Annotated in this window: 19 protein-coding genes; 12 read left to right on the forward strand and 7 right to left on the reverse strand. The window is 61.1% G+C overall.

The window, feature by feature from the left end:
• Positions 1–26 precede the first annotated feature (26 nt).
• The 3 genes from FW789_RS13590 to FW789_RS13600 all read left to right on the forward strand — a co-directional run bounded on the left by FW789_RS13590 (position 27) and on the right by FW789_RS13600 (position 4,143).
• On the forward strand, positions 27–1,559 hold the full coding sequence (locus FW789_RS13590; RefSeq protein ID WP_207073344.1) for an MFS transporter: 1,533 nt from the start codon (positions 27–29) through the stop codon (positions 1,557–1,559).
• Positions 1,560–1,830: 271 nt separating this feature from the next.
• Positions 1,831–2,646, forward strand: coding sequence for a protein phosphatase 2C domain-containing protein (locus FW789_RS13595; RefSeq protein WP_103438745.1), 816 nt, complete (start codon positions 1,831–1,833; stop codon positions 2,644–2,646).
• A 138-nt stretch (positions 2,647–2,784) separates the two neighbouring features.
• Entirely contained in the window at positions 2,785–4,143 is a 1,359-nt protein-coding gene (locus FW789_RS13600; protein WP_446431588.1) for a hypothetical protein, read from the forward strand.
• 63 nt (positions 4,144–4,206) lie between these two features.
• On the opposite strand, the gene FW789_RS13605 is transcribed toward FW789_RS13600, so the two are convergent.
• The 3 genes from FW789_RS13605 to FW789_RS13615 all read right to left on the reverse strand — a co-directional run bounded on the left by FW789_RS13605 (position 4,207) and on the right by FW789_RS13615 (position 8,979).
• Positions 4,207–5,376 carry a GGDEF domain-containing protein gene (locus FW789_RS13605; protein ID WP_186699737.1) on the reverse strand — a complete coding sequence of 390 codons (1,170 nt, stop codon included), beginning with the start codon at positions 5,374–5,376 and terminating at the stop codon, positions 4,207–4,209.
• A 75-nt stretch (positions 5,377–5,451) separates the two neighbouring features.
• Positions 5,452–8,004, reverse strand: coding sequence for a bifunctional diguanylate cyclase/phosphodiesterase (locus tag FW789_RS13610; RefSeq protein WP_446431589.1), 2,553 nt, complete (start codon positions 8,002–8,004; stop codon positions 5,452–5,454).
• A gap of 90 nt (positions 8,005–8,094) precedes the next feature.
• Positions 8,095–8,979 carry a LysR substrate-binding domain-containing protein gene (locus tag FW789_RS13615; RefSeq protein WP_103436976.1) on the reverse strand — a complete coding sequence of 295 codons (885 nt, stop codon included), beginning with the start codon at positions 8,977–8,979 and terminating at the stop codon, positions 8,095–8,097.
• A gap of 102 nt (positions 8,980–9,081) precedes the next feature.
• Between FW789_RS13615 and FW789_RS13620 the strand changes: the two genes are divergently transcribed.
• The gene (locus tag FW789_RS13620; RefSeq protein ID WP_446431590.1) at positions 9,082–10,038 is read left to right on the forward strand and encodes a DMT family transporter; all 957 of its coding nucleotides are present in this window, start codon (positions 9,082–9,084) and stop codon (positions 10,036–10,038) included.
• Here the strand turns inward: FW789_RS13620 and FW789_RS13625 are convergent.
• From FW789_RS13625 to FW789_RS13640, 4 genes are all read right to left on the reverse strand, one after another.
• Positions 10,014–10,733, reverse strand: a complete 720-nt coding sequence (locus FW789_RS13625; protein ID WP_446431591.1) for an HvfC family RiPP maturation protein — start codon at positions 10,731–10,733, stop codon at positions 10,014–10,016. The two genes, FW789_RS13620 and FW789_RS13625, sit on opposite strands and share 25 nt — an antisense overlap.
• On the reverse strand, positions 10,730–11,560 hold the full coding sequence (locus FW789_RS13630) for an HvfB family MNIO-type RiPP peptide maturase (RefSeq protein ID WP_103436973.1): 831 nt from the start codon (positions 11,558–11,560) through the stop codon (positions 10,730–10,732). The genes FW789_RS13625 and FW789_RS13630 overlap by 4 nt, the downstream gene beginning before the upstream one ends.
• Before the next feature lie 69 nt (positions 11,561–11,629).
• Positions 11,630–11,920, reverse strand: a complete 291-nt coding sequence (locus tag FW789_RS13635) for an HvfA family oxazolone/thioamide-modified RiPP metallophore (RefSeq protein WP_431606907.1) — start codon at positions 11,918–11,920, stop codon at positions 11,630–11,632.
• A gap of 215 nt (positions 11,921–12,135) precedes the next feature.
• Positions 12,136–12,699, reverse strand: a complete 564-nt coding sequence (locus FW789_RS13640) for a DUF4174 domain-containing protein (RefSeq protein WP_186699727.1) — start codon at positions 12,697–12,699, stop codon at positions 12,136–12,138.
• Positions 12,700–12,985: 286 nt separating this feature from the next.
• On the opposite strand from FW789_RS13640, the gene pvdM reads away from it, so the two are divergent.
• The 8 genes from pvdM (at position 12,986) to FW789_RS13680 (ending at position 25,573) form a co-directional block, all read left to right on the forward strand.
• Entirely contained in the window at positions 12,986–14,359 is a 1,374-nt protein-coding gene (gene pvdM, locus FW789_RS13645; RefSeq protein ID WP_411561864.1) for a pyoverdine-tailoring dipeptidase-like protein PvdM, read from the forward strand.
• On the forward strand, positions 14,356–15,636 hold the full coding sequence (pvdN, locus tag FW789_RS13650; RefSeq protein ID WP_446431592.1) for a pyoverdine-tailoring periplasmic protein PvdN: 1,281 nt from the start codon (positions 14,356–14,358) through the stop codon (positions 15,634–15,636). Before pvdM ends, pvdN begins: the two co-directional genes overlap by 4 nt.
• A gap of 96 nt (positions 15,637–15,732) precedes the next feature.
• Complete coding sequence (locus tag FW789_RS13655; protein ID WP_225913006.1) at positions 15,733–16,542, forward strand: formylglycine-generating enzyme family protein; 810 nt, start codon at positions 15,733–15,735, stop codon at positions 16,540–16,542.
• Between the two features lie 35 nt (positions 16,543–16,577).
• Positions 16,578–17,594 (forward strand): GNAT family N-acetyltransferase, encoded by a 1,017-nt coding sequence (locus tag FW789_RS13660; protein WP_207073351.1) that lies wholly within the window; start codon positions 16,578–16,580, stop codon positions 17,592–17,594.
• A 330-nt stretch (positions 17,595–17,924) separates the two neighbouring features.
• Positions 17,925–19,673 (forward strand): BCCT family transporter, encoded by a 1,749-nt coding sequence (locus tag FW789_RS13665; protein ID WP_446431593.1) that lies wholly within the window; start codon positions 17,925–17,927, stop codon positions 19,671–19,673.
• 197 nt (positions 19,674–19,870) lie between these two features.
• The gene (locus FW789_RS13670; RefSeq protein WP_446431594.1) at positions 19,871–21,526 is read left to right on the forward strand and encodes a cyclic peptide export ABC transporter; all 1,656 of its coding nucleotides are present in this window, start codon (positions 19,871–19,873) and stop codon (positions 21,524–21,526) included.
• A gap of 94 nt (positions 21,527–21,620) precedes the next feature.
• The gene (locus FW789_RS13675; protein WP_446431595.1) at positions 21,621–24,089 is read left to right on the forward strand and encodes a TonB-dependent siderophore receptor; all 2,469 of its coding nucleotides are present in this window, start codon (positions 21,621–21,623) and stop codon (positions 24,087–24,089) included.
• 287 nt (positions 24,090–24,376) lie between these two features.
• Positions 24,377–25,573 carry a colicin-like pore-forming protein gene (locus FW789_RS13680; RefSeq protein WP_446431596.1) on the forward strand — a complete coding sequence of 399 codons (1,197 nt, stop codon included), beginning with the start codon at positions 24,377–24,379 and terminating at the stop codon, positions 25,571–25,573.
• Positions 25,574–25,740: the final 167 nt, after the last annotated feature.

Genomic DNA, 25,740 nt, shown 5'->3' on the forward strand with positions numbered 1-25,740 from the left:
TGGCTGACATTTCGCGGATAACTTCCATGACACCAGCACTCACAGCCGTAAGCAGCACTTCTCGACGCGATTGGCTGCAACTGCTTGCCGCCTGCCTTACCGGCGTCCTGATCCCGCTGTGCTTTACCGGCCCAGCCGTTGTGCTGCCCTCAATCAATCAAGAGCTCGGCGGCTCAGCGGTTCAATTGAACTGGGTAGTCAATGGCTACATCCTCACCTACGGTAGCGCCATGATGGCAGCCGGCAGCCTGACCGATACTTACGGCCGCAAGCGCGTATGGCTAATCGGCCTGGCGCTGTTCGTGTTGATGACAGGCTTGATTGCCCTGGCGCCGACGGTCGCCTGGATCGATGGGCTGCGTCTGGCGCAAGGGCTGGGCGGCGCTGCGGCTTTTGCGGGGGCCATGTCCTCGTTGGCACAGACTTTCCACGGACCGATCCGTACACGGGTATTCAGCCTGCTCGGTACCACCTTTGGCATCGGCCTGGCATTTGGGCCGCTGGCAGCAGGCTGGCTGGTCGAGATGGCAGGCTGGCGCTGGGTGTTCTTGGCGACAGCGCTGATTGGTGTAGCGGGTTTCCTGCTGGTGTGGGTAAGCGCCACAGAGTCCCGCGACCCAGACGCTACAGGTTTGGACTGGCCCGGCGCGCTCACTTTCACGGCCGCACTGAGTTTGTTTACCTACGCCATTCTGCTGGCACCGGAAGCAGGCTGGCGCAGCGCGCTGGTGCTCGGCCCGCTGCTTGGTTCAGGAGTGCTGTTCATCGTATTTGTACGTATCGAACGCCGAGCCGCCCGGCCGATGCTCGACCTTTCGCTATTCAGCTCCAGGCGCTTCGTCGGGGTGCAGGTACTGGCCGCCTCGCCAGCCTTCTTCTTTGTCACACTGATCGTAATGCTGCCGGGGCGTTTCATCGGGATTGACGGACTGAGCGCGCTGGCAGCGGGCCAAATGATGATCGCCCTGGCTGCACCGCTGCTGGTCGTGCCGTTTCTTGCCGCTTTGTTATCGCGCTGGTTCAGCTCCGGCACGCTGTCTGCCGTCGGGCTGCTGCTATTGGCGGTCGGGCTGGTCTGGTTGGCTGAGGTGTTATCCGCCGGAGCCGGCCCCGCGCTGGTGGCGCCGCTGGTATTGATCGGCGCAGGCGTAGGTCTACCTTGGGGGCTGATGGATGGCATGGCAGTCAGCGTGGTGGAAAAACAGCGCGCCGGCATGGCGACCGGAATCTTCAACTGCGTACGTGTTTCGGCCGACGGGATTGCCGTCGCAGTGGCGGGCGCGTTGCTGGCGTTATTAATCCAGGACGGATTGTTCGACGCTTTACCCGCAGCCGATCCAGCCGTTGTGCTCGAGGCCGCCAACCGCGCCGCGCTCGGCGATCTGGCGCATGCCAGCGCTTTGGTCAACAGCGAGAGCGCTCTGCTGCTGAGCACTTACGACCGAGCATTCAGCAGGATCTTGTACATCCTGGCGGCATCGTCGCTGTTGACTGCATTACTGGTGCTCGCTTTGCTGGGGCGATCGCGAGCGCATGAAGAAGTGGGCGCTGCAGCATGAAATTACTGGCACGCCACCCCGGCTTTCGCCTTTGACGTGCGCCAGCACAGCGATGCCTGCTCTCGATCCACCCGCGACTCAGGAGGCCGAGCGCAGGTCTTGTGGCGTGCCAATCCTGCTCACTGGCTTCTATCCGCCCTCACCGGCTGTCCTGCTCGGATCCGACCAGAGTCATCAGGTATGCTGAACCGCGCCCGCGAGCTGAACGAACCCGCAGGCTAATACCCGGTCCAACTCCCTCCATGCCATTCTTCAAGAAGACCGATCGACCATGCACCTCGACCTTATCCAGAGCCTGAGCCTGGCCGGCAAGCCAGACGTCGCCAACGACGACCGCATTGGCAGCGCAGACCTGCACGCGTGGGTGATCGACGGCGCCACCGACCTCGGCCCGCCCGGCCTGCTCGGCCAACGCGGCGGCGCCGCATGGTTGGCGGCGACCGCGCAGCGGGCTTTCGCCGGCGCCGAGGGCAGCCTGGAGCTGGTGTGTGAATCGGTTTTCGCGCAAGTTGCCCGTGACTACGAGCGCCAGCGTCAGCGGCTTCCGGTTGCGACCTGGGAACTGCCCCGCGCCTCGTTCGCGGCAGTAGCGCTTGAAGGCGATCAATTGAGCTGCGGCTTTCTCGGCGATTGCGCAGTACTGCACCGCAGTGCGCAAGGCATTGCCTTCCTCACCCCCGAGCCAGATCGCCAGGCCGAGAGCGCCGAAGCCGCAGCCCTGGGCCCTGGCACTGGCGCCCATGGCGTACGCACACCGGCCATCATCGCTGACCGCAGGCTGGCGCGGGAGCGGCCCAAGGCAGTCCTCAGCGTAGATGCCCAGGCAGCCCGCGCTGCCCTGCGCTACACCCGCACGCCAGTGGCAGCGGGCGACGACCTGGTCCTGATGAGCGACGGTTTCAGCGCGTTGCTGGACAGCTACGCGGCCTTCACCCCCGCTGACTTCATCGCCCATCTGCTGCACCACGGCCTGGCGGATCTGGCACTGCAGCTACGTCGGATCGAAAAGGAAGATGCCGCCTGCCTGCGTTACCCCCGGTTCAAAGCCAGTGACGATGCCTCCGCCATCTGGCTCCGGGTAAGCTGAAGCCCCAACGGCAATGCTTGGGAAACGCCCTACAAACGCTTAGGAAGGTTCAACCCTCCGAGCTCTTCCCAGGCCAAATCGATGCGCCGCATGATCTTCCCTCACACCAAGGTGATGTTTCCGAGGGAGGAATCAGGTTTGTCGGACTATCAAAACAAGCTGCGCCACTTGAGCGCTGAACAGGTCGAAAAGCTCTACCAGGAATACCTCGGTGGCGCGAAAAACGCCGCTCTGATTCAGCGCTATAACCTCGACCTTGCACCCAACTGTCTGATCAAGAGCTTTCCGCCTATCGCGTCGCCGGACGTGACCTGCCCTTACTGCGCCGTGCCGATGTACGAGCGACGCAGGGGCAAGACGGCGACCAGCTGGGATATTGATCCAGCCTTCTGCAAGGGCTGCGATCATCGTCACTACCCGCCTGGCCGGACCCGTCTGCTGCGTTATTGCACCTGCGCGCCCTGCCAGACGTCACGCATGGCACAGCAAAAGCAACAAAACCTGGAGCGTCGTCAGCGGATTCGAACACAGTGGTCGCTGGATGATATCCCCGGCGTGCCGCTCGCCTCGCTGGACTTCACCAGCAAAGTGCAACTGCTGGCCTTGCTCATGACCCATGCAGACCAGGCCAACCAGCGTCTGGCGCCCTTGGCCGAGTTGCGCGGCGATGCTCGCCTCACACCCACGCAGGATATGGACAGCGCGTTGTTGCAGACGCTGCGCGAGCGAAAAGTGCTGGTGATCGATCCAGGTTCAGCCCTGGATGCCTTCAGCACCGGCTCGGCACTGGTACCGCGGCTGGATAAAGTGTGCTGGATCGTCAATGTCTACCTGACCGGTCCGCAGCGGGCGAGCCTGGCGCAACTGCAGCAGGCGCTGCTCGATGACTTGTCACAGGGGCCGCTGGCGGCCTGGCATGGCGAGATCGTCGAAGTACTCCACCGCTTGGCTGTGGAAGAAGTGTATGCCTACATCCTCAGCCGAGCGGCCGATCACGGCCTGCCGTTCGATGCGTGGAAAAAATCCCGTGAGGTGGCCGCGCAGCTCCTGTTACAACTGCCCATACGCAGTATCTGGTCGCTGACCAACACGGCTATTCGCGGCGCCCTGGCGTTCGCCGCGCAGTGTCAGGTAAACAAACACATCACCTCCAATACCATCCCCGGGCGGATGCTCTCGCTCGGCCAGCGTGCGGTCGACGAGCGCTGGCCGTTTCGTTGGCCCGGCTACGAGGTGAAGGCGCCGCGATCAGGCTTCAGCCATGTGCTGCATGGCGTGGTATTGAAACTGGATGATCAGGGCCTGGACAAGACCCTGTTTGCCTATATCAGCCAATTGACCACGCCTGGCGGCGCAGCAGCCCCGTCAGCAGGCGGCACCAGGCTGCACTGCGTAAGCTGCGGTTCAGCGGCTGTGCATGCGCAAGCCAACCAGATTGAAACTGTAGTCAACTGCAAAGACTGCATGGCTCGCACGGTAATCATCAACGCGCAGTGACGCCTTTTCGTCCAGACCACCCAATAACCCGCTCCAACGCAGTCAATTAGTTGACAGCCGTACTCAATCGACCGCCGGAGTGCCCAAGGTCAAATCAACCAGACTAATGCTGTTGCGTCCTGCCCGCTTGGTTTCATAAAGCGCATTGTCACCCTGCTCGATCAACGCCGTGAGACCACTGGGCGGCTGATCGAACAAGCTGGCACCAATGCTCAAGGTTACCGCCGCAGGTGTTGCATAAGAGCCTGAGGTAAGTAGTTGGAACTGCTCGCGCAGGCTGTCGCCCAACTGGTTGACCCGTTCACGGCTGGTGTTGCCAAGCAAGATGATGAACTCGTCGCCGCCGAACCGGGCAGCCAGTGCATGGGCAGGCACCAACCCGCGAATCATCTCGCTCAGCGCCACCAGCAGGCGATCGCCGGCAGCGTGGCCGAACAGGTCGTTGACCATCTTGAAGTTGTCGATATCGATGATCAACAACGCCCCAGGGCGCGCGGCGCTGACCTGGCTCAGCAGGCGCGGCGCCCGCACCTCCAGAGCACGCCGGTTGTACATTGCGGTCAGCGGGTCGCGCGCGGCCAGGCGGGCGATCTGCTGTTCGCGGCGATAGCGCTCGGTGCCGGTCATCGACAGTGCGATCAGCATGATCGCCATCGCCCCTTCAACCAGCGAAATCTGGATGATCTCGCCACGGAACGCCGCCAGGTCAATCAACGTGCCGGGCATCAATGGCGGGATCATCTTGGCCAGGTAGAACAGCCCGTGCAGCAGCAGCACAAAGCGCAACTGCACCGCACCCACGCTCAGCGACAGCCCATGCGGGCGCAGCAGCGAGCTGGCCTTGAGCGTTGTGACCGCCACCAACAGCGAGTTGGCCAGCAGCATCAGCTTTGACCATTCAGGCCCTTCAGGCAGCAGCAACAGTGCCGTCCAGATGACAAAAATCGAATACCAGCCTCGCGACAGGCGAGTTTCGGTGAAGCGCGCCACCCCCAGCAGGAACAAGAAGTGCGCCGTCACTAGCAGGCCATTGGCGAACCAGATGCCGATCAACAGCATTCCCTGCAAACGCATCAACGACAGCACGCAGCCGACCGTGATCGTGGCGAAGCCTGCGCTCCAATACAGCAATGAAGATTCACGCACGGTGCGCCACTCGACCGCCAGGTACAGCGCCGCAGCGGCGGCAAGGGCTATCGAAATGGTCAACATCGTTGGGGGGTCGAGCGCCATGGACTGACGGGCCTGTATGCAGAAGTGATGAAATGGCACGGTGTAAACCGCTCTGCGCGACCCTGCGCGGTATGCCTAGCGCACGATTTCCGTCGTGGCGATTTGTTCATGCATCATCCGCACCAAAACGCCATTGTCCAGTGGTTTGCTCAATAAAAATCCTTGTACTTCATGGCACTGGTCATCGCTAAGCAGCGCCAGTTGCTCGGCAGTCTCGACGCCTTCGGCGGTGACCGTCATGCCCATGGCATTGCCCATGTTAATAATGGCCTGGATCACGCTGCGATCGCGTTCGCTTTTGCCCAGCGACTGGACGAAGCGCTTGTCGATCTTGATGCTGTCGAATGGATAGGTCCGCAGGTAGCCCAGCGACGAGTAGCCGGTGCCGAAGTCGTCCATGTTCAGGCGGATACCCAGCTCCTTGAGCGCGGTCATGGTCTGCAACGCGCCCTCGATGTCGTTGAGCATGACGTTCTCGGTGATCTCCAGCTCCAGTCGATGTGCCGGCAAGCCGGTCAGGCGCAGCGCCTCGGCGACATCCTGGACGACGTCGCTGCGGCTGAACTGGGCCGGCGACATGTTCACCGAGACCATGATCGGCAACGGCCAGTCCCGCGCCTGGGCGCACGCCTGGCGGATGACCCAGTTACCTAGCAGTACGATCAGGTCCGACTCTTCGGCCAGCGGGATGAAACTGTCCGGTTTGAGCAGGCCCTGCCGCGGGTGTTGCCAACGAACCAGTGCTTCACCCGAAGCGATGGTGACACCGTCAACCTTGTAACGCGGCTGGAACTGCAGCCTCAGCTCACCGCGCGGGATGCCCTCGCGCAGGTCGCGCTCGAGTTCACGTTTGTCGACCAGCGCTGCATTCATCTGCGTGGTGAAGTAGCGCCAGGTGTGCTTGCCGGCATGCTTGGCACTGTACAGGGCCATGTCGGCGTAGCGGATCAGATCGCCCGGCGAACCCGGATACTCGGCTGAAAGCACCACGCCAAGGCTGACCCCGACCTGGGCCAACTGGCCGTCGATGTCGATGGGCCGACCGATAGCCTCGACCACCCGCGCACAGAAGCGGTCGATGTCCTCGCGCCGACCTGGCTTGGCCAGCACGATGATGAACTCGTCACCGCCCAGGCGGGCCACCAGATCGCTGTCGCGGGTGACGTGCCCCAGCCGCGCCGCGACCTCGAGCAACACCGCATCACCGGCTGGATGACCAAGGCTGTCGTTGACCGGTTTGAAGTTGTCCAGATCAAGCATCAGTACGGCAACCGACTGGCGCTGACTGGTTTGCTCGACATGTTCGAGATAGCGGAACAGTTTGTTGCGGTTGGGCAAACCGGTCAGCGGGTCATGCAATGACAAATGATGGATCTGCGCATGCGCAGCCACTTCATCAGTGATATCGCTGCAGGTGCCACGAAAGCCCTTGCACTGTTTGTGCTCGAGGATCGCCCGTGCAGCAATGCGGCAGATCCGCTGCTGGCCGAGGTGATCATGGTAGTGGCAACGCAAGGTAGCTGAACCACCGCTGGTAGCCAGGCCGTGCAGCCAGTGTTCGAGATGGGCGGTATCGCAGTCGAGCAAGGCGCTGATCGGCCGCCGCAACCATGCGTGCAATGGATGCCCGGTGAGTTCGCTGAAGCGGGCTGAAAGGTAGATCAGGTGCAGCTGCAGGTCGGTTTCCCAGATCCAGTCCGAGGCAGCCTCGGCAACGGCCCTGAAGCGTTCTTCGCTGGTTTCAAGAGCGGCGTTGGTCTGTTCCAGCTGTTGATGGCTACGGTCGATGCCACTGCTGGTGCGAATGGCGTAGCGGGCGAGCAGCGCCACCAGCAAAGCGATGCACAGCACCGCCAGCAGCAGCGCCGGGACCACGCTACGAATCAGTTCGCGGCCCGGCTGAGGAATATGCCAGCTCAGGCGCATGCCAGTCCCCTCCAGCGGCAACACACCGTAACCGGCGCCGCCCGCCTGGCGATTACTGAGGGCAAAGCCAGACAAGCCTACGGTTTGCCCCAGTGGCTCGAGCACCGCAGCATCGAGCATGCGCACGAACACCAACACCGCGCTCGGCGCCTTGAGGTGATGAGGCATGTTGGGTGCACGGATCACGGCAGCGGCGAACAAGGCAGGCAGGTCACGGAACAGCATATAGCCCGAGGTTGCCCGCGGCGCCTGGCGGGCCTGGGCGAGGATCCTGTCGGCACTGCTGCTGAACTGATCAAAGCGCTGCTGGCTGAGCTCACCGTCGACCACCGCATAGTGGGTGCCATCATCATCGAGCACGAATACCCCCGCGTAGCCGTCCTCGCTGTACAAGGTAGCGCCAACGTTGTCTTCGGCGAAGGCCCAATGGGCGTCCACCGGCCCGGCCAGATGATCGTACGCTGCTTGCCAATCGGAATGGCTGAGCAGGTACGTGCGCTCACTTTTATGCAGTTGGCGCAGCGCGGATTCTGCGTGAAACCGGCTTTGTTCCTGCTCGCGCAGGTCAAGGTTGGCGGCGATCCGATACAGCGACACCAGGCCGACCAAAAGAGCCAACAGCAACAGCCCGGCGAATACCAGGATCAGTTGCCGGACCAGATGACTGCGGGTGGAGGGGGCATTGGCAGAGAGAGCGTCCATTCAATCACCGATTCGCCAGAGGTTCCTCGATTGACTGGCACGCAGCGGTGATGATCGACGCAACTGACGACCGGGGCTCTGGGCGGCGCCTCACTGCCCGGTCAGAAAGCTCACCAACAGCCGTCCATGCGAGCTGAGGCCTTCCCAGCTGCGAAAGCACACCCTGAGCTCCAGCGTGGCCCACCGCTCCTGCAGTGGCAGCCAGCGCACGGCCAACTCCTGCTCGGCGCGCACCGCAGCGGTCTGCGGCACGATGGCAATGCCGGCGTGTTGCGCGACCAACTGCGCTATCGCCTCGAAGCTGGGCGCCCTGACCCGCACCTTCAATGGCATGGCCAGGTTCATCGCCAGCTCCTCGACAAAGCGTTGCATGGCGCGTTCGGCCGGCAGGCAGACAAAAGCAAAATCCAGCGCGTCGACCAGCCGCAACTGCCCACGCTCAGCCAACGCATGCTCGGCAGGCATCAGCAGAACCAGCCGTTCGGTGCGAAACGGCAGCGATACCACGCCGTCGTTGATCAAGTTGCCGTCGTACACACCGATTTCACACTCGCCGGCCAGCACCACGCGCAGCACGTCGATGCTCTTGTGCTCGACCAATTGCAGATCGACCTGCGGGTAGTCCGCCAGGAACGGCCCCAGCACCGCCGGCAGCAACGTGCTGTTGGTCACCGTCGATGCGGCCAGATGCAGGGTGATTCGGCGTTGCCCGGCCAGTTCGTGCAGGGTCGCCTGCAGCTTGCTTGCCTCGCCGAGCACGCCACGGGCGGCTTCCAGCACCAGCCGCCCGGAGGGCGTCAGTTGCATACCGTCGGCGCGGCGGCTGAACAAGGTCAAACCGCTGCGCTGCTCGAACAGACGCAGGCGGTTGCTGGCAGCCGAGATTGCTACCGGAAAGGTAGCCGCGGCTTTACTCAGGCTTCCGCTGCTGGCGATCGCCGCGATCAGACGCAGATCAGCAAGGTCGAAGTGCATCGTGTCTTCTCCAAAAACGAAAGCCTTGTTCGCTAAATAGCGATTCTACAGTGCGCCGCGTTATGCGCAGAATAAACCTTACCAATTGTTTCCGGATTCGCCATGCCTCGCTTACACGCCATGCTCAAACGCCAGATTGATAACGGCAGCCTGTTTGCAGTGCTCGCGGCACTGGGCTTCAGCTTCAAGGCGATCTTCGTCAAACTCGCCTACGCCGCAGCTGCAGTGGATGCAATTACCCTGCTGGCGATGCGCATGGCGCTGGCCCTGCCGCTGTTTGTCTGGTTGCTTTGGCTCAGCCAACGCCAGGGTGGCGAACGGTTGACGGTGGCCGATGGGTTGCGGGTGGCAGTGTTGGGGCTGCTTGGGTACTACCTGGCCAGCTGGTTCGACTTTTATGGCCTGCAGTACATCAGCGCGGGGCTTGAGCGGCTGATCCTGTTCACCTACCCCACCTTGGTACTGCTTATCCAGGCCGTCGCCCTGCGTGAACGGCCCAACCTGCGCACGATGTCGGCGATGGGGCTGTGCTATCTCGGCCTGGGCATCGCATTCGTGCACGATGTCAGCAGTGCCAGCGCAGGCCAGCAGATCATTGTCGGCTCGTTGTGGGTGTTTGCCAGCGCGGTCACTTACGCGATGTATTACTGCGGCACCGGCATGCTGCTCAAGCGAATGGGCTCTATGCGCCTGGCCGGGTTGTGCGGCACGGCTTCAAGTTTGATGGTGCTGGCCCACTACCTGCTGGTGGCGGATGTAAGCCAGCTGGCGCAGTTGCCGGCTGCGGTGTGGGCCAATGCTGGACTTATGGCAGTATTCTCCACGGTGCTGCCGATCTACTGGCTGGCCCTGGCGATTCAGCGCCTGGGGCCTACCCAGACGGCGGCTGTCGGCAACCTCGGTCCGGTACTGACGGTGCTGGCGTCGTGGGCGATTCTCAGTGAGCAGATTTCACTATATCAGGTGGCGGGCATGGCACTGGTGCTGTTGGGTGTAACCCGGTTGAAGCCGCCGGCGAAGAAATCCGCCGAGGCTCAGGCCGAGGCACCCGCCAGGTAATTTACGGCGATGACAAGCTGCTGCGCGTGCAGGTCTTCGAGCAGCGCCAAGCCCTGCGCCTGAACCTGCTCGTCGCCCAGCGCCTGCAAGCGCTGCCGCCCGCTGCCGTTGAGCCCGGCCAGTAACTGGTAGGCCATTGGGGTGAGCCGGGCGAAACGCACCTGCAGGTGCTGATCGCGATAAACCAGCAACAAGGTTGGCGATGCAGGTGGCGCTGAAGGCTGATAGCCGGGGCCGATCCGATCGACCGGCCAGCGGTACGCCAAGATCCGCGCCAGGCACGACAGTGTTGGCTCGCCCTCCAGCAGATCGGCTGTATCCAGCTGGGTGAAGGCCTCATCAGCGCTCAGGAAAAGCTGCGCTTCGATCCATTCGTAATGGGCCAGTTCCAATTGCCACGGGGCGTCCAGATCAGCCTCGTGCAAGTAATCGATGAATGCCCCCCCGATCTCGGTAAACAGCGGCGTCGGGCTACGGTAAGCGGCATAGAAATCACGCACTCTCGCGTGCCAGACCAGCTCGCCCAGGGTTGCTCGCATCACCGGGAAACTGGCTGCCAGCAGCCCTTCGATGCTGCTAGAGAACAGCTCGCGATAGACCCGCAGGCGCCGAGCCTCGATATCGGCCGGCGGCGGGTTGCGGACCGGGTCGCGCACGTAGCTGGCCATCTGCAGTTGCTGTTGATGCAGGTTCATGCTGCACACCTCACACTAGCCTGCTGCGCCATCGCAATGCGCGCCGTTTCGGCCAGAAGCTCGGCCAATGGCGGGTAGTTGAAATCGCGTTCAAGAACCGTCGGCTGCACGCCAAAGCGCTCGCAGGCCACTGCGTACAAGCCCCAGACGGGCTCTTTCACCGGCGCGCCGTGAGTGTCGACCTTGAGGTCGGGGGCTTCGTCATAGTGACCCGCCACGTGCATGGCAGTGACCCGCTCGCGGGGCAAACCGTGAAGAAAGTCGAAGGGGTCATAGCGATGATTGCAGGCATTGACGTAGACATTGTTGATATCCAGCAGCAGATCGCAGTCAGCCTCGTCCAGCACCGCGCGGATAAACGCCAGTTCACTCATGGCCTGGTAAGGCGCGGCGTAGTAGCTGATGTTTTCGACCGCGATTCGCCTGCCCAACTGCTCCTGAGCCTGACGAATGCGCGCGGCGACGTGGCGCACGGCTTCATCGGTGAAGGGTATCGGTAACAGGTCGTAGAGGTGACCGTCATCGCTGCAATAGCTGAGGTGTTCGCTATAGTGCCGGACCTCAAAGCGATCCAGAAACTGCCGGGTGCTGGTCAGCAAGGTTCGGTCCAGCGGCGCGATGCCGCCAAGTGACAGCGATAGCCCATGGCAACTGATGGCAAAGCGTTCAGCCAGCTGGGCCAGGCTGCGGCCATGGCTGCCACCGACACCGATCCAGTTTTCCGGGGCGCATTCGAGAAAGTCTACCGCCCCCTGGGGCATCGTCAGCAATTCGGCTAGCAGGCCGCGACGCAGGCCGAGACCGGTGCGCAGATGCGGGTTGTTCATGCTTGGCACTCCGGGCAAGTGCCGCAGGCCTGATCCATACCGAGGGTCGAGGCCTGCGGACGTTGGCGGTCAGGACTTGGCTTTGCCTGCCTGTTTCTCGCTGGCACCGCATTTGCCCTCACCGCACTTGCCTTCGGCCTTGCCGGCTTTGGCATCACCGCCGCATTTGCCTTCGGCTTTGCCAGCCTTCTCACTGCCGCCGCACTTGCCTTCGCCGCATTTGCCTTCCGCGTCGGTCTTGGCGGCGGCCAGTTGATAACCCTGGCTCATCGGTTCGACGGCGAAGGCACTATTGCCCAGCAACAGGCTGCCGACGACAGCTGCGCCAAACAGGCCAAGGGTGTTTTTCGACTGTTTCATGGTGGTGCTCCACTTGCGGTTGGTAGTGGAGCTATTGAGCCGCAGTGGTGTGTCGGTGATGTATCGGCACTGCGGTGCTTTTGTATGGGAGTGGATCAGGAATAGGTGTGGATACAGAGTGATACACGCGGGCAGATGGACCGCTACGCAACCCTTTTCGGCCGGCTGGCGTCCGGTGAGACAGCTTGGTACCGCGTGTATACCTTTCTTTGCGCTCAATCCTCCAGCGGCTTGGGTGGCGCCGCTGGCTTGGCTGGCTTGGCTGGCTTGACGTTCTTGGCCTCCTTACCCTTGGGCTCCGGAGCAGCTGCCGCAACCGGTGCCGCAACCGCAGCAGCCTTCTCGCTGGCAGGCAACTCGTCCACCGCCTTGAAGATCACCTGCGGATCAAGCTTTTCGCCGCTGTCGTCATCCTTCAACACATGAAACTCGCCGTCTTTGCCCACCAGAATGACCTTGGTGCCTTTGCTCGCACCCAGTTTCAGTTCGCGAATCAGGGCCATGGTGGTCTGCTGCTCGAGGTTTTTCCCCTCGCGCGTACCCGCTAGGCCAGCAACGCTGTAGAGCACCAACTGGCGCTCTTCAAAGGCCTTTTTGGTCGCCGATTCATTCAGTGCCTCGTTAAGGCCACGCAAGGTCGGATCAGCTGGGCTGGGGGCAATCACCACCAACGGCCTGGCCTTGCCCAGCTCCTTGGCCAACGGCGCATCGCTGTCGGCGGCAAGCAAAGGGCCAGCTACGGCTAGCAACGTGGCGAGGGTCAATGACCGGACAAGCATGCACATCTCCTTATTCTCTCGATGAACCAAAGACTACAGATCGGGGAGAAAGATCCTGCCGGCGAGCCTAAACCAAGTCATCCAACACCCGCTTGGCTCAAGCGTAACTGCCGATTTCCAATACCTTCGCAGATCAGGACGACAGCACCTACGGAAAATGCCTACGCCCTGTTTGAGCATAGCCGATTGCCGCCAGGCGATTAATTTTTCCCCGTGGCCACACGTCCTTCCCCTCATAGCGTGTGGCTTGAGCCACGCCCGGTTACCACCCTGATCCGAGATGGCAATGAACATACGATTGCGCAACAAGGCGCTGTACCTGGGCCTGCCCCTGCTGCTGGCGCTGGGTGGCGGCGGCTACCTGGCCTGGGACCACTGGAGCAACCGCGGCTACCCCGCCGAGGTGACCCAGCAGGCGGACGCGCTGCATGAATACATGCTCACCTTTGACAGTCATATCAGCCTGCCGCTGGACTACGCCAGCGCCGGCAACGAGTTCGATAAGGACGGCGCGGGCCAGTTCGATCTGGTCAAGCTCAACCGCGGTCGGCTGTCCGGTGCCGCGCTGAACCTGTTCGGCTGGCCAGAGATGTGGAACGGCGACAACGCGCCGCACAAGCCAACCGCCGCCTTTGTCGATGAAGCGCGCCACCAGCAGGAAGTGCGGTACCGGATCATCACCGGCCTGGTCCGCGACTTCCCCAATCAGGTCGCCATCGCCTACAGCCCCGACGACTTCCGCCGTCTGCACGGCGAAGGCAAGTTCGTGATCTTTCTGAGCATGCTCAATGCCTACCCACTGGGTAATGACATCGATCTGCTCGACACCTGGGCTGCGCGCGGCATGCGCATGTTCGGCTTCAGCTATATCGGCAACAATGCCTGGGCCGACTCTTCGCGGCCGATGCCGTTTTTCAACGACACCCCGGATGCACTCGGCGGCCTGTCGGCGATCGGCAAGCAGGCCGTGCAGCGGCTCAATGACCTGGGCGTGATCATCGATGTGTCGCAGATGTCGACTCCAGCGCTGGAGCAGGTCGCCCAGCTCAGCCGCGCACCGCTGGTAGCTTCTCATTCGGCGCCGCGGGCGTTAGTGGACATCCCGCGCAACCTCAGCGACCGCGAGCTGCAACTGATCAAGGACAGTGGCGGCGTGGTCCAGGTAGTGGCGTTTTCGCAATACCTGAAACCGCTGACCCAGGGCACCCGCGACAAACTCAACGCGCTGCGCCAGCGCTTCGACCTGCCGCCCCTGCAAGACCTGGCCATGGCCCTGATGCCTGGCGATCCGATCATTGCCGGCTGGCCCGAGCAGCGCTTCGGCGAGTACGCAGGCGCGCTGTACGGCATTCTCGAAGACGAGCCCAAGGCCACGTTGCAGGATTTTGTCGCGGCCATCGACTACACGGTGGCCAAGGTCGGCATCGATCACGTCGGCATCAGCTCGGACTTCAATGAAGGCGGCGGTGTGCAAGGCTGGGATAACGTCGGCGAGGTCCGCAACGTCACTGCCGAGCTGATCGCCCGCGGTTACTCAGAGGCCGATATCGCCAAGCTCTGGGGCGGCAACTTCATGCGCGTCTGGGCGCAGGTGCAAAAAGCGGCGCAACCGGTCGCCAGCCTGCAATCGGCCAGCTCTGTCGTGGAGGCACAGCCATGAATCCGCGGCGCACCTTTCTCAAGCAGGCCGGGGTGCTCGCCGCCACGTTGCCGCTGGGCCAATACGCGCTGGCTACGGCTACGGAAAATCCTGCGACCAGCGCCAGCGGCGACAAATGGCGTGACCTGCAACAGCTGTTCGAACAGGACCCAAGCTACCTGCACCTGTCCAACTTCCTCGTCACCTCGCAGCCGCGCCCAGTCCGCGAGGCAATCGCCCGTTACCGCGCACAGATCGACCGCAATCCGGCCCTGGCAATGGACTGGGACCTGCAGGAAACCTGGAAGCGCGAGGGCCAGGTCCGCCGCGCCGCCGCTGAATACCTGAAGGTGAGCCCGGCCCAGATCGCCCTCACCGGCAGCACCACCGAAGGCCTGGCGATGGTCTACGGCGGCATCCAGGTACGCCCGGATCAAGAGATCCTGACCACCGTGCACGAGCACTATTCAGCCGAGACCAGCCTCGACCTGCGCACCCGCAAGCAAGGCACCCAGGTGCGCCGCATCACCCTGTTCAAAGACCCGGCGTTGGTCAGCGAAGACGAAATTCTCGGCAATATCCGCCAGGCCATCCGCCCGCAGACACGCGTGCTGGGCATGACCTGGGTGCAGTCGGGCAGCGGCGTCAAACTGCCGGTTGCGCGTATCGGCGCCTTGGTGCGCGAGGCCAACCGCGACCGCGCCGAACAGGACCGCATCCTGTATGTGATCGACGGCGTGCATGGCCTTGGCGTGGAAGACCTCGACGTGCCGAGCATGGACTGCGACTTCTTCATCGCCGGCACTCACAAATGGTTGTTCGGCCCACGTGGCACCGGCATCGTCTGCGCCCGCAGCGCCAAGGTCGAACACCTGACGCCAATGGTGCCAACCTTCTCCGAAGACACCGACTTTGCCACCACCTTTACCCCCGGTGGCTACCACGCATTCGAGCACCGCTGGGCGCTGGATGAAGCCTTCAAGTTGCACCTGCAATTGGGCAAGGCCGACATCCAGGCGCGCATCCATCAACTCAACAGCTACCTCAAGCAGCAGCTGTCGACGGTGCGAGGGGTCGAGCTGGTAACCCCCCGCAGCCCGACGCTTTCCGCCGGTTTCTGCTTCTTCCGGGTCAAGGATCGCGACTGCGACGAGGTCGCCGCCTACCTGCAGAAAAACAAAGCCATGGTCGATGCGGTGTACCGCGACGTCGGCCCGGTGATCCGCACCGCGCCGGGCCTGCTCAACGACGAAGCCCAGCTCGAACGCTTTGTCGCCCTGCTGCGCAAAACGGTGTAACCCATGTATTCGCCAACGAGAATTGCCATGTCCCAGCCCACCTCGCGCCCTACCCTCGCCCGCCTGCACGGACTGACCCTGGCGCTCGCCGCCGGCATGCTGCTCAGCAGCGGCGCCCAGGCCGCAGCGCCCGGCACGGTGATCCGTGACTGCAAGGACTGCCCAGAGCTGGTGGTACTGCCCGCAGGCAGCTTCAGCATGGGCACCGCCGAGGGTGAAGTCGGCCGCCAGCCCGATGAAGGCCCGCAGCATGAGGTGACCTTCAAGCGCCCGATCGCCATCAGCCGCTTCCAGGTACTCAAAGGCGAGTGGGATGTTTACCTGCGCGCCAGCGGCTATCGCATGCCCAGCGGTGATGACCGCGAAGGCCGCCAGTGCATCGCCGGCATCCCACGCTACAAGTACGAAGCGCGCAACCCGGCGGTGTGCCTGGACTTCAACGAAGCCCAGGCGTACATCCAATGGCTGTCGAAAAAGACCGGCAAGCAGTACTTCATGCCCAGCGAAGCCCTGCGTGAATACGCCGCCCGCGGCGGCAGCAAAGGCCCGTTCCCGTTCCCGCTGGACCCGGACAAGGAATACAGCATCGCCCTCAATGCCAACACCTACGGCCCAGCCGACGGCTTTGCCAATATCGCCCCGGCCGGCAGTTTCAAGCCCAACGCCTTTGGCGTCTATGACATGCACGGCAACGTTTCCGAATTCACCCCTGACTGCTACCGCGACAGCTATGAAGGCGCACCCAACGACGGCAGCGCCTGGACCGAACCTGGCTGCAAGGTGCTGTCGATGCGCGGCAACGACTGGATCGAGCCGCCGATCTTCTCCCGCTCCGGCAACCGCAACGCCACCATCCCGTCCGACCGCGGCGACTGGCTGAGCTTTCGCGTTGCCCGCGAACTGTGACCGCCACCCCACCCGTGCCCCGAGGGAGCCCTGCCATGCCCGCACCACTGTTCAGCCTGACCTTGCCTGATGGCCGCCGCGCCAGCACTCACGGCGACACCGCCGAGGGCGTGCTGCAGGTCGGCGACCTGCCCGCGCTCAGCTACCGTTTCGACGGCGAGCGCGTGCTGATCGACAGCCCGCTGCCCGCGCATTACCCCGCCACCGCCTTGCTGGCAGTGATCGGCAGCCACTTTGCCTATCGCAAAAAATCCGCGGTGCTCAGCATCAACCTCAAAGCCCCGCAGGCATTCGCCGTTGCGGCAATCCGCCAGGGCGTGTTCGACACGCAGCTGCCCAGTGCAGATGGCAGTCTGGAGTTGCAGTGCCGCCGCGCCACCTTCTGGCAGAACCCGCTGCCGTGGCTGACCGCGCCCGCCAGCATGCACACCACCCTGCATTACTGCTTCAGTGGCGAAAAACGCCATCCGCAGCGCCCGCCCATCCCTGCCGGCGAAGTCTATCGGCGCCACCTGCCGGGCCTGAACAGCACCTTCAGCCTGCGCACCATCGACCCCGACCGCGACCTCGAAGCCTTCAACCGCTGGATGAACCTGGAACAGGTGGCGTACTTCTGGGAGCAGACCGGCAGCCTCGAAGAGCACGCCGCCTACCTGCGCGAGATGCTCGACGACCCGCGCGTGCATCCGCTGATCGGCTGCTTCGACGATGAGCCGTTCGCCTACTTCGAGGTGTACTGGTGCAAGGAAGACCGCATCGCGCCGTTCTATGACGTGGCCGACTACGACCGCGGCTGGCATGTGGTGGTCGGTGAGAGCAAGCACCAGGGGGTAGGCAAGCTCAAGGCCTGGTTCAACTCGCTGATGCATTACATGTACCTGGATGACCCGCGTACTCAGCGCATTCTTGGCGAGCCGCGCATCGATCACACGCGCCAGATCGAATTTCTCAAGTCGCAGGGCTTCGGCCACTTGAAAGACATCCAGTTCGTGCACAAGAAGGCCGCCTTGCTGCGTCTTGAGCGTGAATACTTCTTCGAACGCAGCCTCTGAATCTGCGTCGTTAGAGGGTTTGGCCTGCCATCAGGCCGAACCCGCTAAGCAACCGGCTGCCCGCCACCTCCCCCGTTGAATCCCCGCCTCTCCTCTGGGCAAACGCCCGCCTGACCGTCCGTCTCCCGCCGTTGCCCTGCACCAGATTCCCCCTGCGCAGTTGTCGCAAGTCGTCAAAAGGATTGCGCATGGACGCTATCAGAACAGGCGGCGTGAACAGGAAATGGATAATCGGCGGGCCTCCAGTGCGTACTGACGTCGGACTGTTTGCAGCGTTACCGAGAAAACAAGAACAAAGACCTGCAAAATTTCAAGGTGGGTAGTTAATTTATGGCAATGGAAAACAACGCTGAAACCCTCGCACTCGGCGTAACCGACCCCTCCAAAACGGAAGAAGCGCGGCAAGATCGGCATCTAGAAGGCAAGATCGACTGGATCGTGTTCGGCATTACCAGCATCACCGCAATCGCCTTCATCCTGTGGGGCTTCCTCAGCCAGTTGACTCTTGCCGCCAGCGCATCAGCGGCGCAATCCTGGGTCATCATCAATTTCGGCTGGTTCTTCGTGCTGACCTCGACACTGTTCGTGATTTTCGTGCTCTGGCTGGCGGCGAGCCGGTACGGCAGGATCCCACTCGGACGTGACGGCGAGGTGCCCGAGTTTCGGACCGTGTCGTGGGTCGCGATGATGTTCAGTGCCGGCATGGGCATCGGCCTGATGTTTTTCGGCGTCGCTGAGCCGCTGTCTCACTACATGACGCCACCTCCCGGCTCTGCGGCTCCCCAGTCCAACGAAGCGATGCAGGTGGCGATGGCTACCACCCTGTTCCACTGGACGCTGCACCCGTGGGCGATGTACGCCATTGTAGGCCTGGCGATTGCTTACGGTACGTTTCGGCGTGGCCGCTCGCAGCTGGTTTCGAATGCATTTCGTCCCCTGATCGGCAAGCATGCCAACGGGCCGCTTGGGCGGGTAATCGACATGATGGCCATTTTCGCCACCTTGTTTGGCTCTGCCGCTTCACTGGGGCTTGGGGCGCTGCAGATCGCCGGCGGCCTGGAATACAACGGCTGGATCGAACACCCTGGCAAAATCTTTTACCTCGCCATCGTGACCGTGCTGACCATCGCCTTTGTTGCCTCTGCGGTGTCCGGGATTGGCAAAGGCATCAAGTGGCTGTCCAACGTCAACATGATCCTGGCACTTGCCTTGGCCGTGTTCGTATTCCTGGTCGGCCCGACGTTATTGATGTTGAACCTGCTGCCGACCTCTATCGGTGTCTACATCAAGTTGCTACCGGAAATGATGGCGCGTACCAGCGCCAGTGGCGGCCCGCAGATGGACAGCTGGCTGGCCAGCTGGACCGTGTTTTACTGGGCATGGTGGATTTCCTGGACGCCTTTTGTCGGCATGTTCATCGCCCGCATCAGTCGCGGCCGGACCATCCGCCAGTTCGTCAGCGGCGTGCTGCTGGTGCCAAGCCTGGTCAGCCTGATCTGGTTCACCTTGTTCGGCGGTGCAAGCATCGATGCAGTGCGCGAGGGCAGCCTGCTGCTGGTGGACGGCGTGGTCAACAGCAACACCGCGCTTTACCAGCTTCTGGACGGATACCCGCTGGCAAGCCTGACGTCGGTGTTGGTCATGGTGCTGGTGGCGATTTTCTTCGTGTCCGGGGCGGACGCTGCTTCGCTGGTGATGGGCACGCTATCGGAGCGCGGGACGACGACACCGTCGCGGTCCACGGTGATTTTCTGGGGCGGCCTGACCGGCACCGTTGCGGCGATCATGCTCGCAATTGGCGACCCGGCGAATCCCGGCGCGGCCCTTACCGGCCTGCAGAACCTGACTATCGTCGTGGCCCTGCCCTTCGTGATCGTGATGGTATTGCTGTGCGTGGCGCTGTATCGCGACCTGCGCAGGGATCCGATGATGCTGCGTCACGTGCGTGCCAGCGAACTGATCGAAAAGGCAGTGCTGTACGGCGCGGTGAAGCATGGCGAGGAGTTTTACATCGTCGTTCAGGAAACCAAGTCTGCACCTAAGCATGCGAGTGAAAAACAGCGCGTAACCGAGCCGTAACGGCTATCTGAACTGGCTTCAACCTGAGCTGCTCTGCGAGTGGTGGACATTTCTGACCACCATTTGCGCGAGCAGCTCACCCTCCCCTCTCTCCTCGCTAAATCCCCCTCCTCCCGCTTCGTCCTCTCTGCAGGGATACGCCAGCCTTGCGCGCACGGCTATCTGTCTTTTTCTCGCCGTTCGACTCAGGAGTTTCCATGATCAGCCCTCCACGCAGCCGCAGCGCCTTCGCCGACCTGTTGCGCCTGCTCAAGCCGTTCTGGCCCCTCGTGACTGTGTCCATCGTGCTGGGCATGGTCGGTGGGTTGTCGATTACGGTGTTGCTGGCCACCATCAACAACGCCCTCAACAGCGAGGCTGGCTTGACCGGCAACGTCGTCGCCGCCTTCGCCGGCCTGTGTCTGCTGGCGCTGTGCTGCTCGATCCTGTCGGACATGAGCAGCAACCGCGTCGGCCAGTACATCATCAGCCGCCTGCGCCTGGAGTTGGGCGAAAAGGTCCTCAGCGCACCGATTGCGCAGATCGAACGCTACCGCAGCCACCGCCTGATCCCGGTGCTGACCCACGATATCGACACCATCAGCGACTTCGCTTTCGTGTTTGCTCCGCTGGCCATCTCGCTGACCGTCACCCTCGGCTGCCTGGGCTATCTGGCCATGCTGTCGTGGCCGATGTTCCTGATGATGCTGGTGGCCATTGCCATCGGCTGCACCGCGCAGTTCGTCGCCCAGAACAAAGGCCTGAAAGGCTTTCTCGAAGCACGTGATGAAGAAGACAACCTGCAAAAGCACTACCGCGCGATTGCCGATGGCGCCAAGGAACTGCGCATTCACCGCCCGCGCCGCCAGCGCATGTTCACCCAGCGCATCCGTGAAAGCGCTTCGCTGATCTGCCGCAAGCAAATCGAGTCGGTGAACATCTTCATCGTCGCCAAGACCTTTGGCTCGATGCTGTTCTTCGTGGTTATCGGCCTGGCCTTGGCCATGCAGGCCTACTGGCCAGACAGCAACAAGGCGGTGATGAGCGGCTTTGTGTTGGTGCTGCTGTACATGAAAGGCCCACTCGAGCAGTTGATTGCCAACCTGCCGATCGTCAGCCGCGCGCAAATTGCCTTCCGGCGCATTGCCGAGCTGTCCGAGACGTTTTCCTCGCCGGAGCCACATCTGCTGCTCGACGCCCCGGCCAAGCCCGCGCAAGCGGTGCACGAGCTGGAACTGCGCGACGTGCGCTATGCCTTCCCGGTAGTTGACGGCGCTACGCCGTTTGCCCTCGGGCCGGTCAACCTGAAGATCCGCCAGGGCGACATCGTCTTCATCGTTGGCGAAAACGGCTGCGGCAAGACCACCCTGATCAAACTGCTGCTGGGCCTGTATGAGCCGCAGCAAGGCGAAATACGCCTGAACGGCCAGGCAGTAACGGCACAAAACCGCGATGACTACCGCCAGTTGTTCACCACCATCTTCGCCGACTACTACCTGTTCGACGACCTGGTCCAGGGCGACGGCGACCTGCCGGCAGACGCTGCCCGTTATCTGGAACGCCTGGAAATCGCCCACAAGGTCAGCATCCGCGACGGCGCGTTCACCACCACCGACCTCTCCACTGGCCAGCGCAAGCGCCTTGCGCTGGTCAATGCCTGGATCGAAGGGCGGCCGGTGCTGGTGTTCGACGAATGGGCCGCCGACCAGGACCCGACCTTCCGCCGCATCTTCTACACCGAGCTGCTGCCGGACCTGAAACGGCTGGGCAAAACCATCATCGTCATCTCCCACGACGACCGTTATTTCGATGTGGCCGACCAGCTGGTACGGATGGATTCGGGCAAGGTGCGCAGCGATCTGGAGCCGGCCTGAAAAAAACTTTTCCGGTTTTCAGCGGGTCATGCGTTCCATTGTAAGTTGAGACGCAATCTCATTAACACTTACGCCATATATAAGAGCCGACACAATGCCAGCACCACACCGCCTCACCCCACTAGGAAAAGCACTGCTTCTGCGCCATGCCTTGCGCCCATCGTTGAGCATGAGCGCTCTTGGCCTGGCCCTGGCCCTGCCCTACGCAACAGTCGCTCAGGCGCAGGACCTGGCTTTCGACATTCCGGCGCAGCCGCTGAGTAGCGCGCTGCTCAGCTTCGGCAAGCAGACCGACCTGCAGATCCTGTTCAGCCAGGACACCGTGCAAGGCCGCCGCAGCGCAGCAGTAGCCGGTCGCCTGTCGCCTGAACAAGCACTGGCGCGACTGCTGCAGGGCACTGGCGTCAGCTACAGCGTGCAGGGCAACGTCGTCACCCTTGGCGCTCCGCGGGCGGCGGATGATGCGGCGATGCAGTTGGGTGCAACGAACATTTCCGGGGCGGCGTTGGGGATCACCACCGAAGGAACAGGTTCGTACACCACCGGTGAAACCGCAGCGGCTACGCGCTTGCCCCTGAGCCTGCGCAAAACGCCGCAGTCGGTCAGTGTGGTGACCCGCCAGCAGATGGATGATCAGAACCTGCAGAGTGTTTCCGATGTGCTCAAGCAGACGCCGGGGATTACCGTAAACCAGGAGAGTTCGGAGGCGTACAGCTTTTACTCGCGGGGCTTTCAGCTGGAGAACTTTCAGTTTGATGGTGTGCCGAGCTTGTCTTCCGACGGTGGCTCGCTGCGGGACAACTACAGCATTGGTAACACCATCATCTACGACCGCGTTGAAGTCCTGAAGGGCGCTACCGGATTGGTCAACGGTGCTGGGTACCCATCTGGAGTCGTCAATCTGGTACGCAAACGTCCGACCAGCGAATTCAAGGGGCAAGTCGGTGCTGGCGCAGGCTCGTGGGATAAATACACCACTGATCTGGATCTGTCTGGACCACTGACTGAAAACAAGAACATCCGCGGGCGGATGGTTGCCGGGGCCCAGACCAACAAGAGCTACATCGATTACCTGGAAGGTGATCAGTACATCTTCTACGGCGTTGTTGAAGCTGATCTGAACGATGACACCATGCTGACCGTGGGTTACGACACCCAAAAGGATCAGCATAACGGTTCGACAACTGGTGCGTTGCCCGCCTTCTACGTGAATGGCCAAACAATCAAGTTCGATCGGGACATGAACGCTGCCGATAAATGGGCATGGCGCAACCAGGAAACTCAACGTGCCTTCGCGGAGATCAGCCATGATTTTTCCAACGGATGGGAGCTGAAAACCCAAATCAGTGGCAGGAAGTACAGTTCACGCGAGCTCATTTCCGGCCTGACCAGCGCACCGGTGAACCTGGATAACAGCGCTCAGCACGGTTTCTATCAAGGCGGTGCCTCGAAATTCAATACCACGACCAAGGAAAAAGGTCTGGATATCTATGCCCGTGGTCCGTTCACATTGGGCGGCAGGACGCATGAGGCAGTGTTTGGTTACAGCATCGCTCACACCCGCTCGGTGTCTACGCGGTTCGACGGCAACACGGATGCTACCGTGGACGATGTATTTGACTGGGACAACAATGCGTCCAAACCTGATGCCTACGACTGGTGGCTCAAGTTCGATATCGAATCGCGTCAAAAAGTAGCGTTTGCTTCCACCATTCTCAAGCCGACCGACCAACTTTCGCTGATCCTCGGCGCGCGCGTGGTTGATTACAAATGGCGTAACCAGAACGTCTTTGCAACGTTTAACCCTGAGGACCCGAAGGCTTCGGTTTCCGGGGAAGTTGTGCCGTATGCCGGCCTGACCTACGACCTGGACGATCATCACACGGTCTATGCCAGCTACACCGACGTCTTCAAACCGCAACCCTTCAACTTGACTCCGAGCGGCACTGCACTGGACCCGCTGACCGGGCAGAGCTACGAGATCGGCATCAAAGGCGCGTACCTGAATGACCGCCTGAATGCCAGCATGGCCCTGTTTGAGCTCCAGCAAGATAACTTCGCAGAAGCGATTGCTGGCGATAATGGCGGGGCGTACCGAGCCGTTCAAGGCGTGACGACCCGTGGTGTGGAGCTGGAGGTTGCGGGACAGGTATTGGAAGGCCTGCAGGTGCAGGGGGGCTACACCTTTGCCGAATCGCATGATGCGGATGACCGTCGCGTTGCGGCCAATCAGCCTCAGCATATGTTCAAGGTAGCGACCAACTATCGCCTGCCCGGCGATCTGAACAAGGTCACGGTGGGCGGTAACGTGTACTGGCAGAGCGGGACCTATTTCCTGCCGGGCGACTGGTACACCGTCAGCGATCCTACTGCCAAGTTTGAGCAGAAGGCTTACACCCTGGTGGGCCTGGTGGCTGGGTATGATGTCAGCAAGGACCTGAAGACCACGGTCAACGTCAATAACCTGTTCGACAAGCATTATTACAGCGGCATTGGTAACTACGGCACGACCTTCTGGGGTGCACCGCGCAACGTGATGTTCAATGTGAAGTACAGCTTCTGATCTGACTCGCAGTCTCGCGAGTTCAAAGCCCCCACCGGGATTCCGGCGGGGGCTTTTTGTTGCCATGCGTTTTGCAGGGCAGCGAGATCCATGCACGCCTAAGCCAGCGAGCAAGCACCTGCCCCCTCTCCCACAACCTTCCAAGGGGTTGCGCTAGCGCGCGGAATGCATCTATGCATTTTATGCTTGATATAATGCATTTATGCATATAGAGTGATTTCACCTGCTTGAAAAGCAGGCCGGAGCAAAACTGCTCCGCCATCTAGTACAGCGAGGAATATCACCCTATGCAAATCAATCTCCCAGCAACCTTTGTCGGTGCACAGCCTCCCGCTGGCAATGATCCTTATGGGATCGGATTCAATGTACATTCTTTCCAATTCGGCGGTTCTCAAGCGTCTACACACATGGCTTATGCAAAATATGAGCTTCAAGATGCAAACAGAGGCTTGGCGAAAGAAATCGGCCGTATAGAAGCAGAGGTGAAAAAAACCTTTGCCGAGACCTCGAAAGGTCTCGACCAACACCTGAGCAATCAACTTACCGCCGTAGGCGCCACCACAGCAAATGCAGCCAGTAATACTGTAAAAATAGAAAAACTTATTACAAGTCTGGGTGAAGACCGAGCAGTTGCACTGGAAAAAGCTAATGCTTTTTTTGGCAGCAATCCCCTTACGATTTCGATGAAGGTCAAAGCGAGCAAACTTAGAGTAGCAGGCCATCCTCGTGGCTACATGGCCATGGCACTGCGCATTCAGACGGAATACGGCTTGTCGTACGCTGAAGCGCACAAGGTCCTTTGGCTGGATGCTGCAATCGAATCCATGAGTAAGCGTCTCGCTCAAGAACGCGTCAAAGCACAACAGCAACGCGAGGCGGAAGCTAAACGTCTAACCGAGGAGAAAGCCAAGGCTGAGGCTGAAGCCGACCACATGGCAGCGGTCAAATTCGTTGTCGACTTTTATGGCGAAGTAACAGACAAATTCGGCAAGCAACTGGCCTCGCAAGCTCGGGAACTGGAACAGGCTGCTCAGGGTAAACGCATCCGGTCCGCAGCTCAGGCGATCAAGGCATTCGACCAATACCGGGAAGGCATTCAAAGGAAGTTCGGCGCCGCAGATAGGGCTGCAATCACCACAGCGCTGAAGGCCATGGACAAGAAACAAATGTCGGAGAACCTTGCACGTTTTGCAAAAGGTTTTGGCGTTACTGCCCTAGTCATGGATTTACAGGTCTTACATACCGCTGCAGTCGAAGGCTTCGAGACCAATAACTGGAATTCTTTTTTCCTGGCAACCGAAACTTTCGTGGCAGGGAAGCTCGCAGGAATACTGTTAGCAGCCGCCTTTAGTATGACTATCGGTATGCCGGCAGGGGCTGCTGGAATCCTAGCCTTCGCCGTACTAATGGCTGTAGTCAGCGCTACAATTGATGACAAGCAAATGAAGAAATTCAACGATTTTGTTTTGTCTCTCAAACCTTAATCGAACAAGCTGCCTTATTGAGTCAGCTTTTTCTCGCACTCGCACAGAGAAAATACAGCCCGCCAACTGGCAGCGCTACGACCAAACAAAAGACGTGATAGAGCATAATAAATCCGTTATTTCTGAGGGTTTCGACACCAAAACATCTATGCCACAGGCTATAGGTA

The organism is Pseudomonas sp. 1121_17 (genome assembly GCF_052850745.1).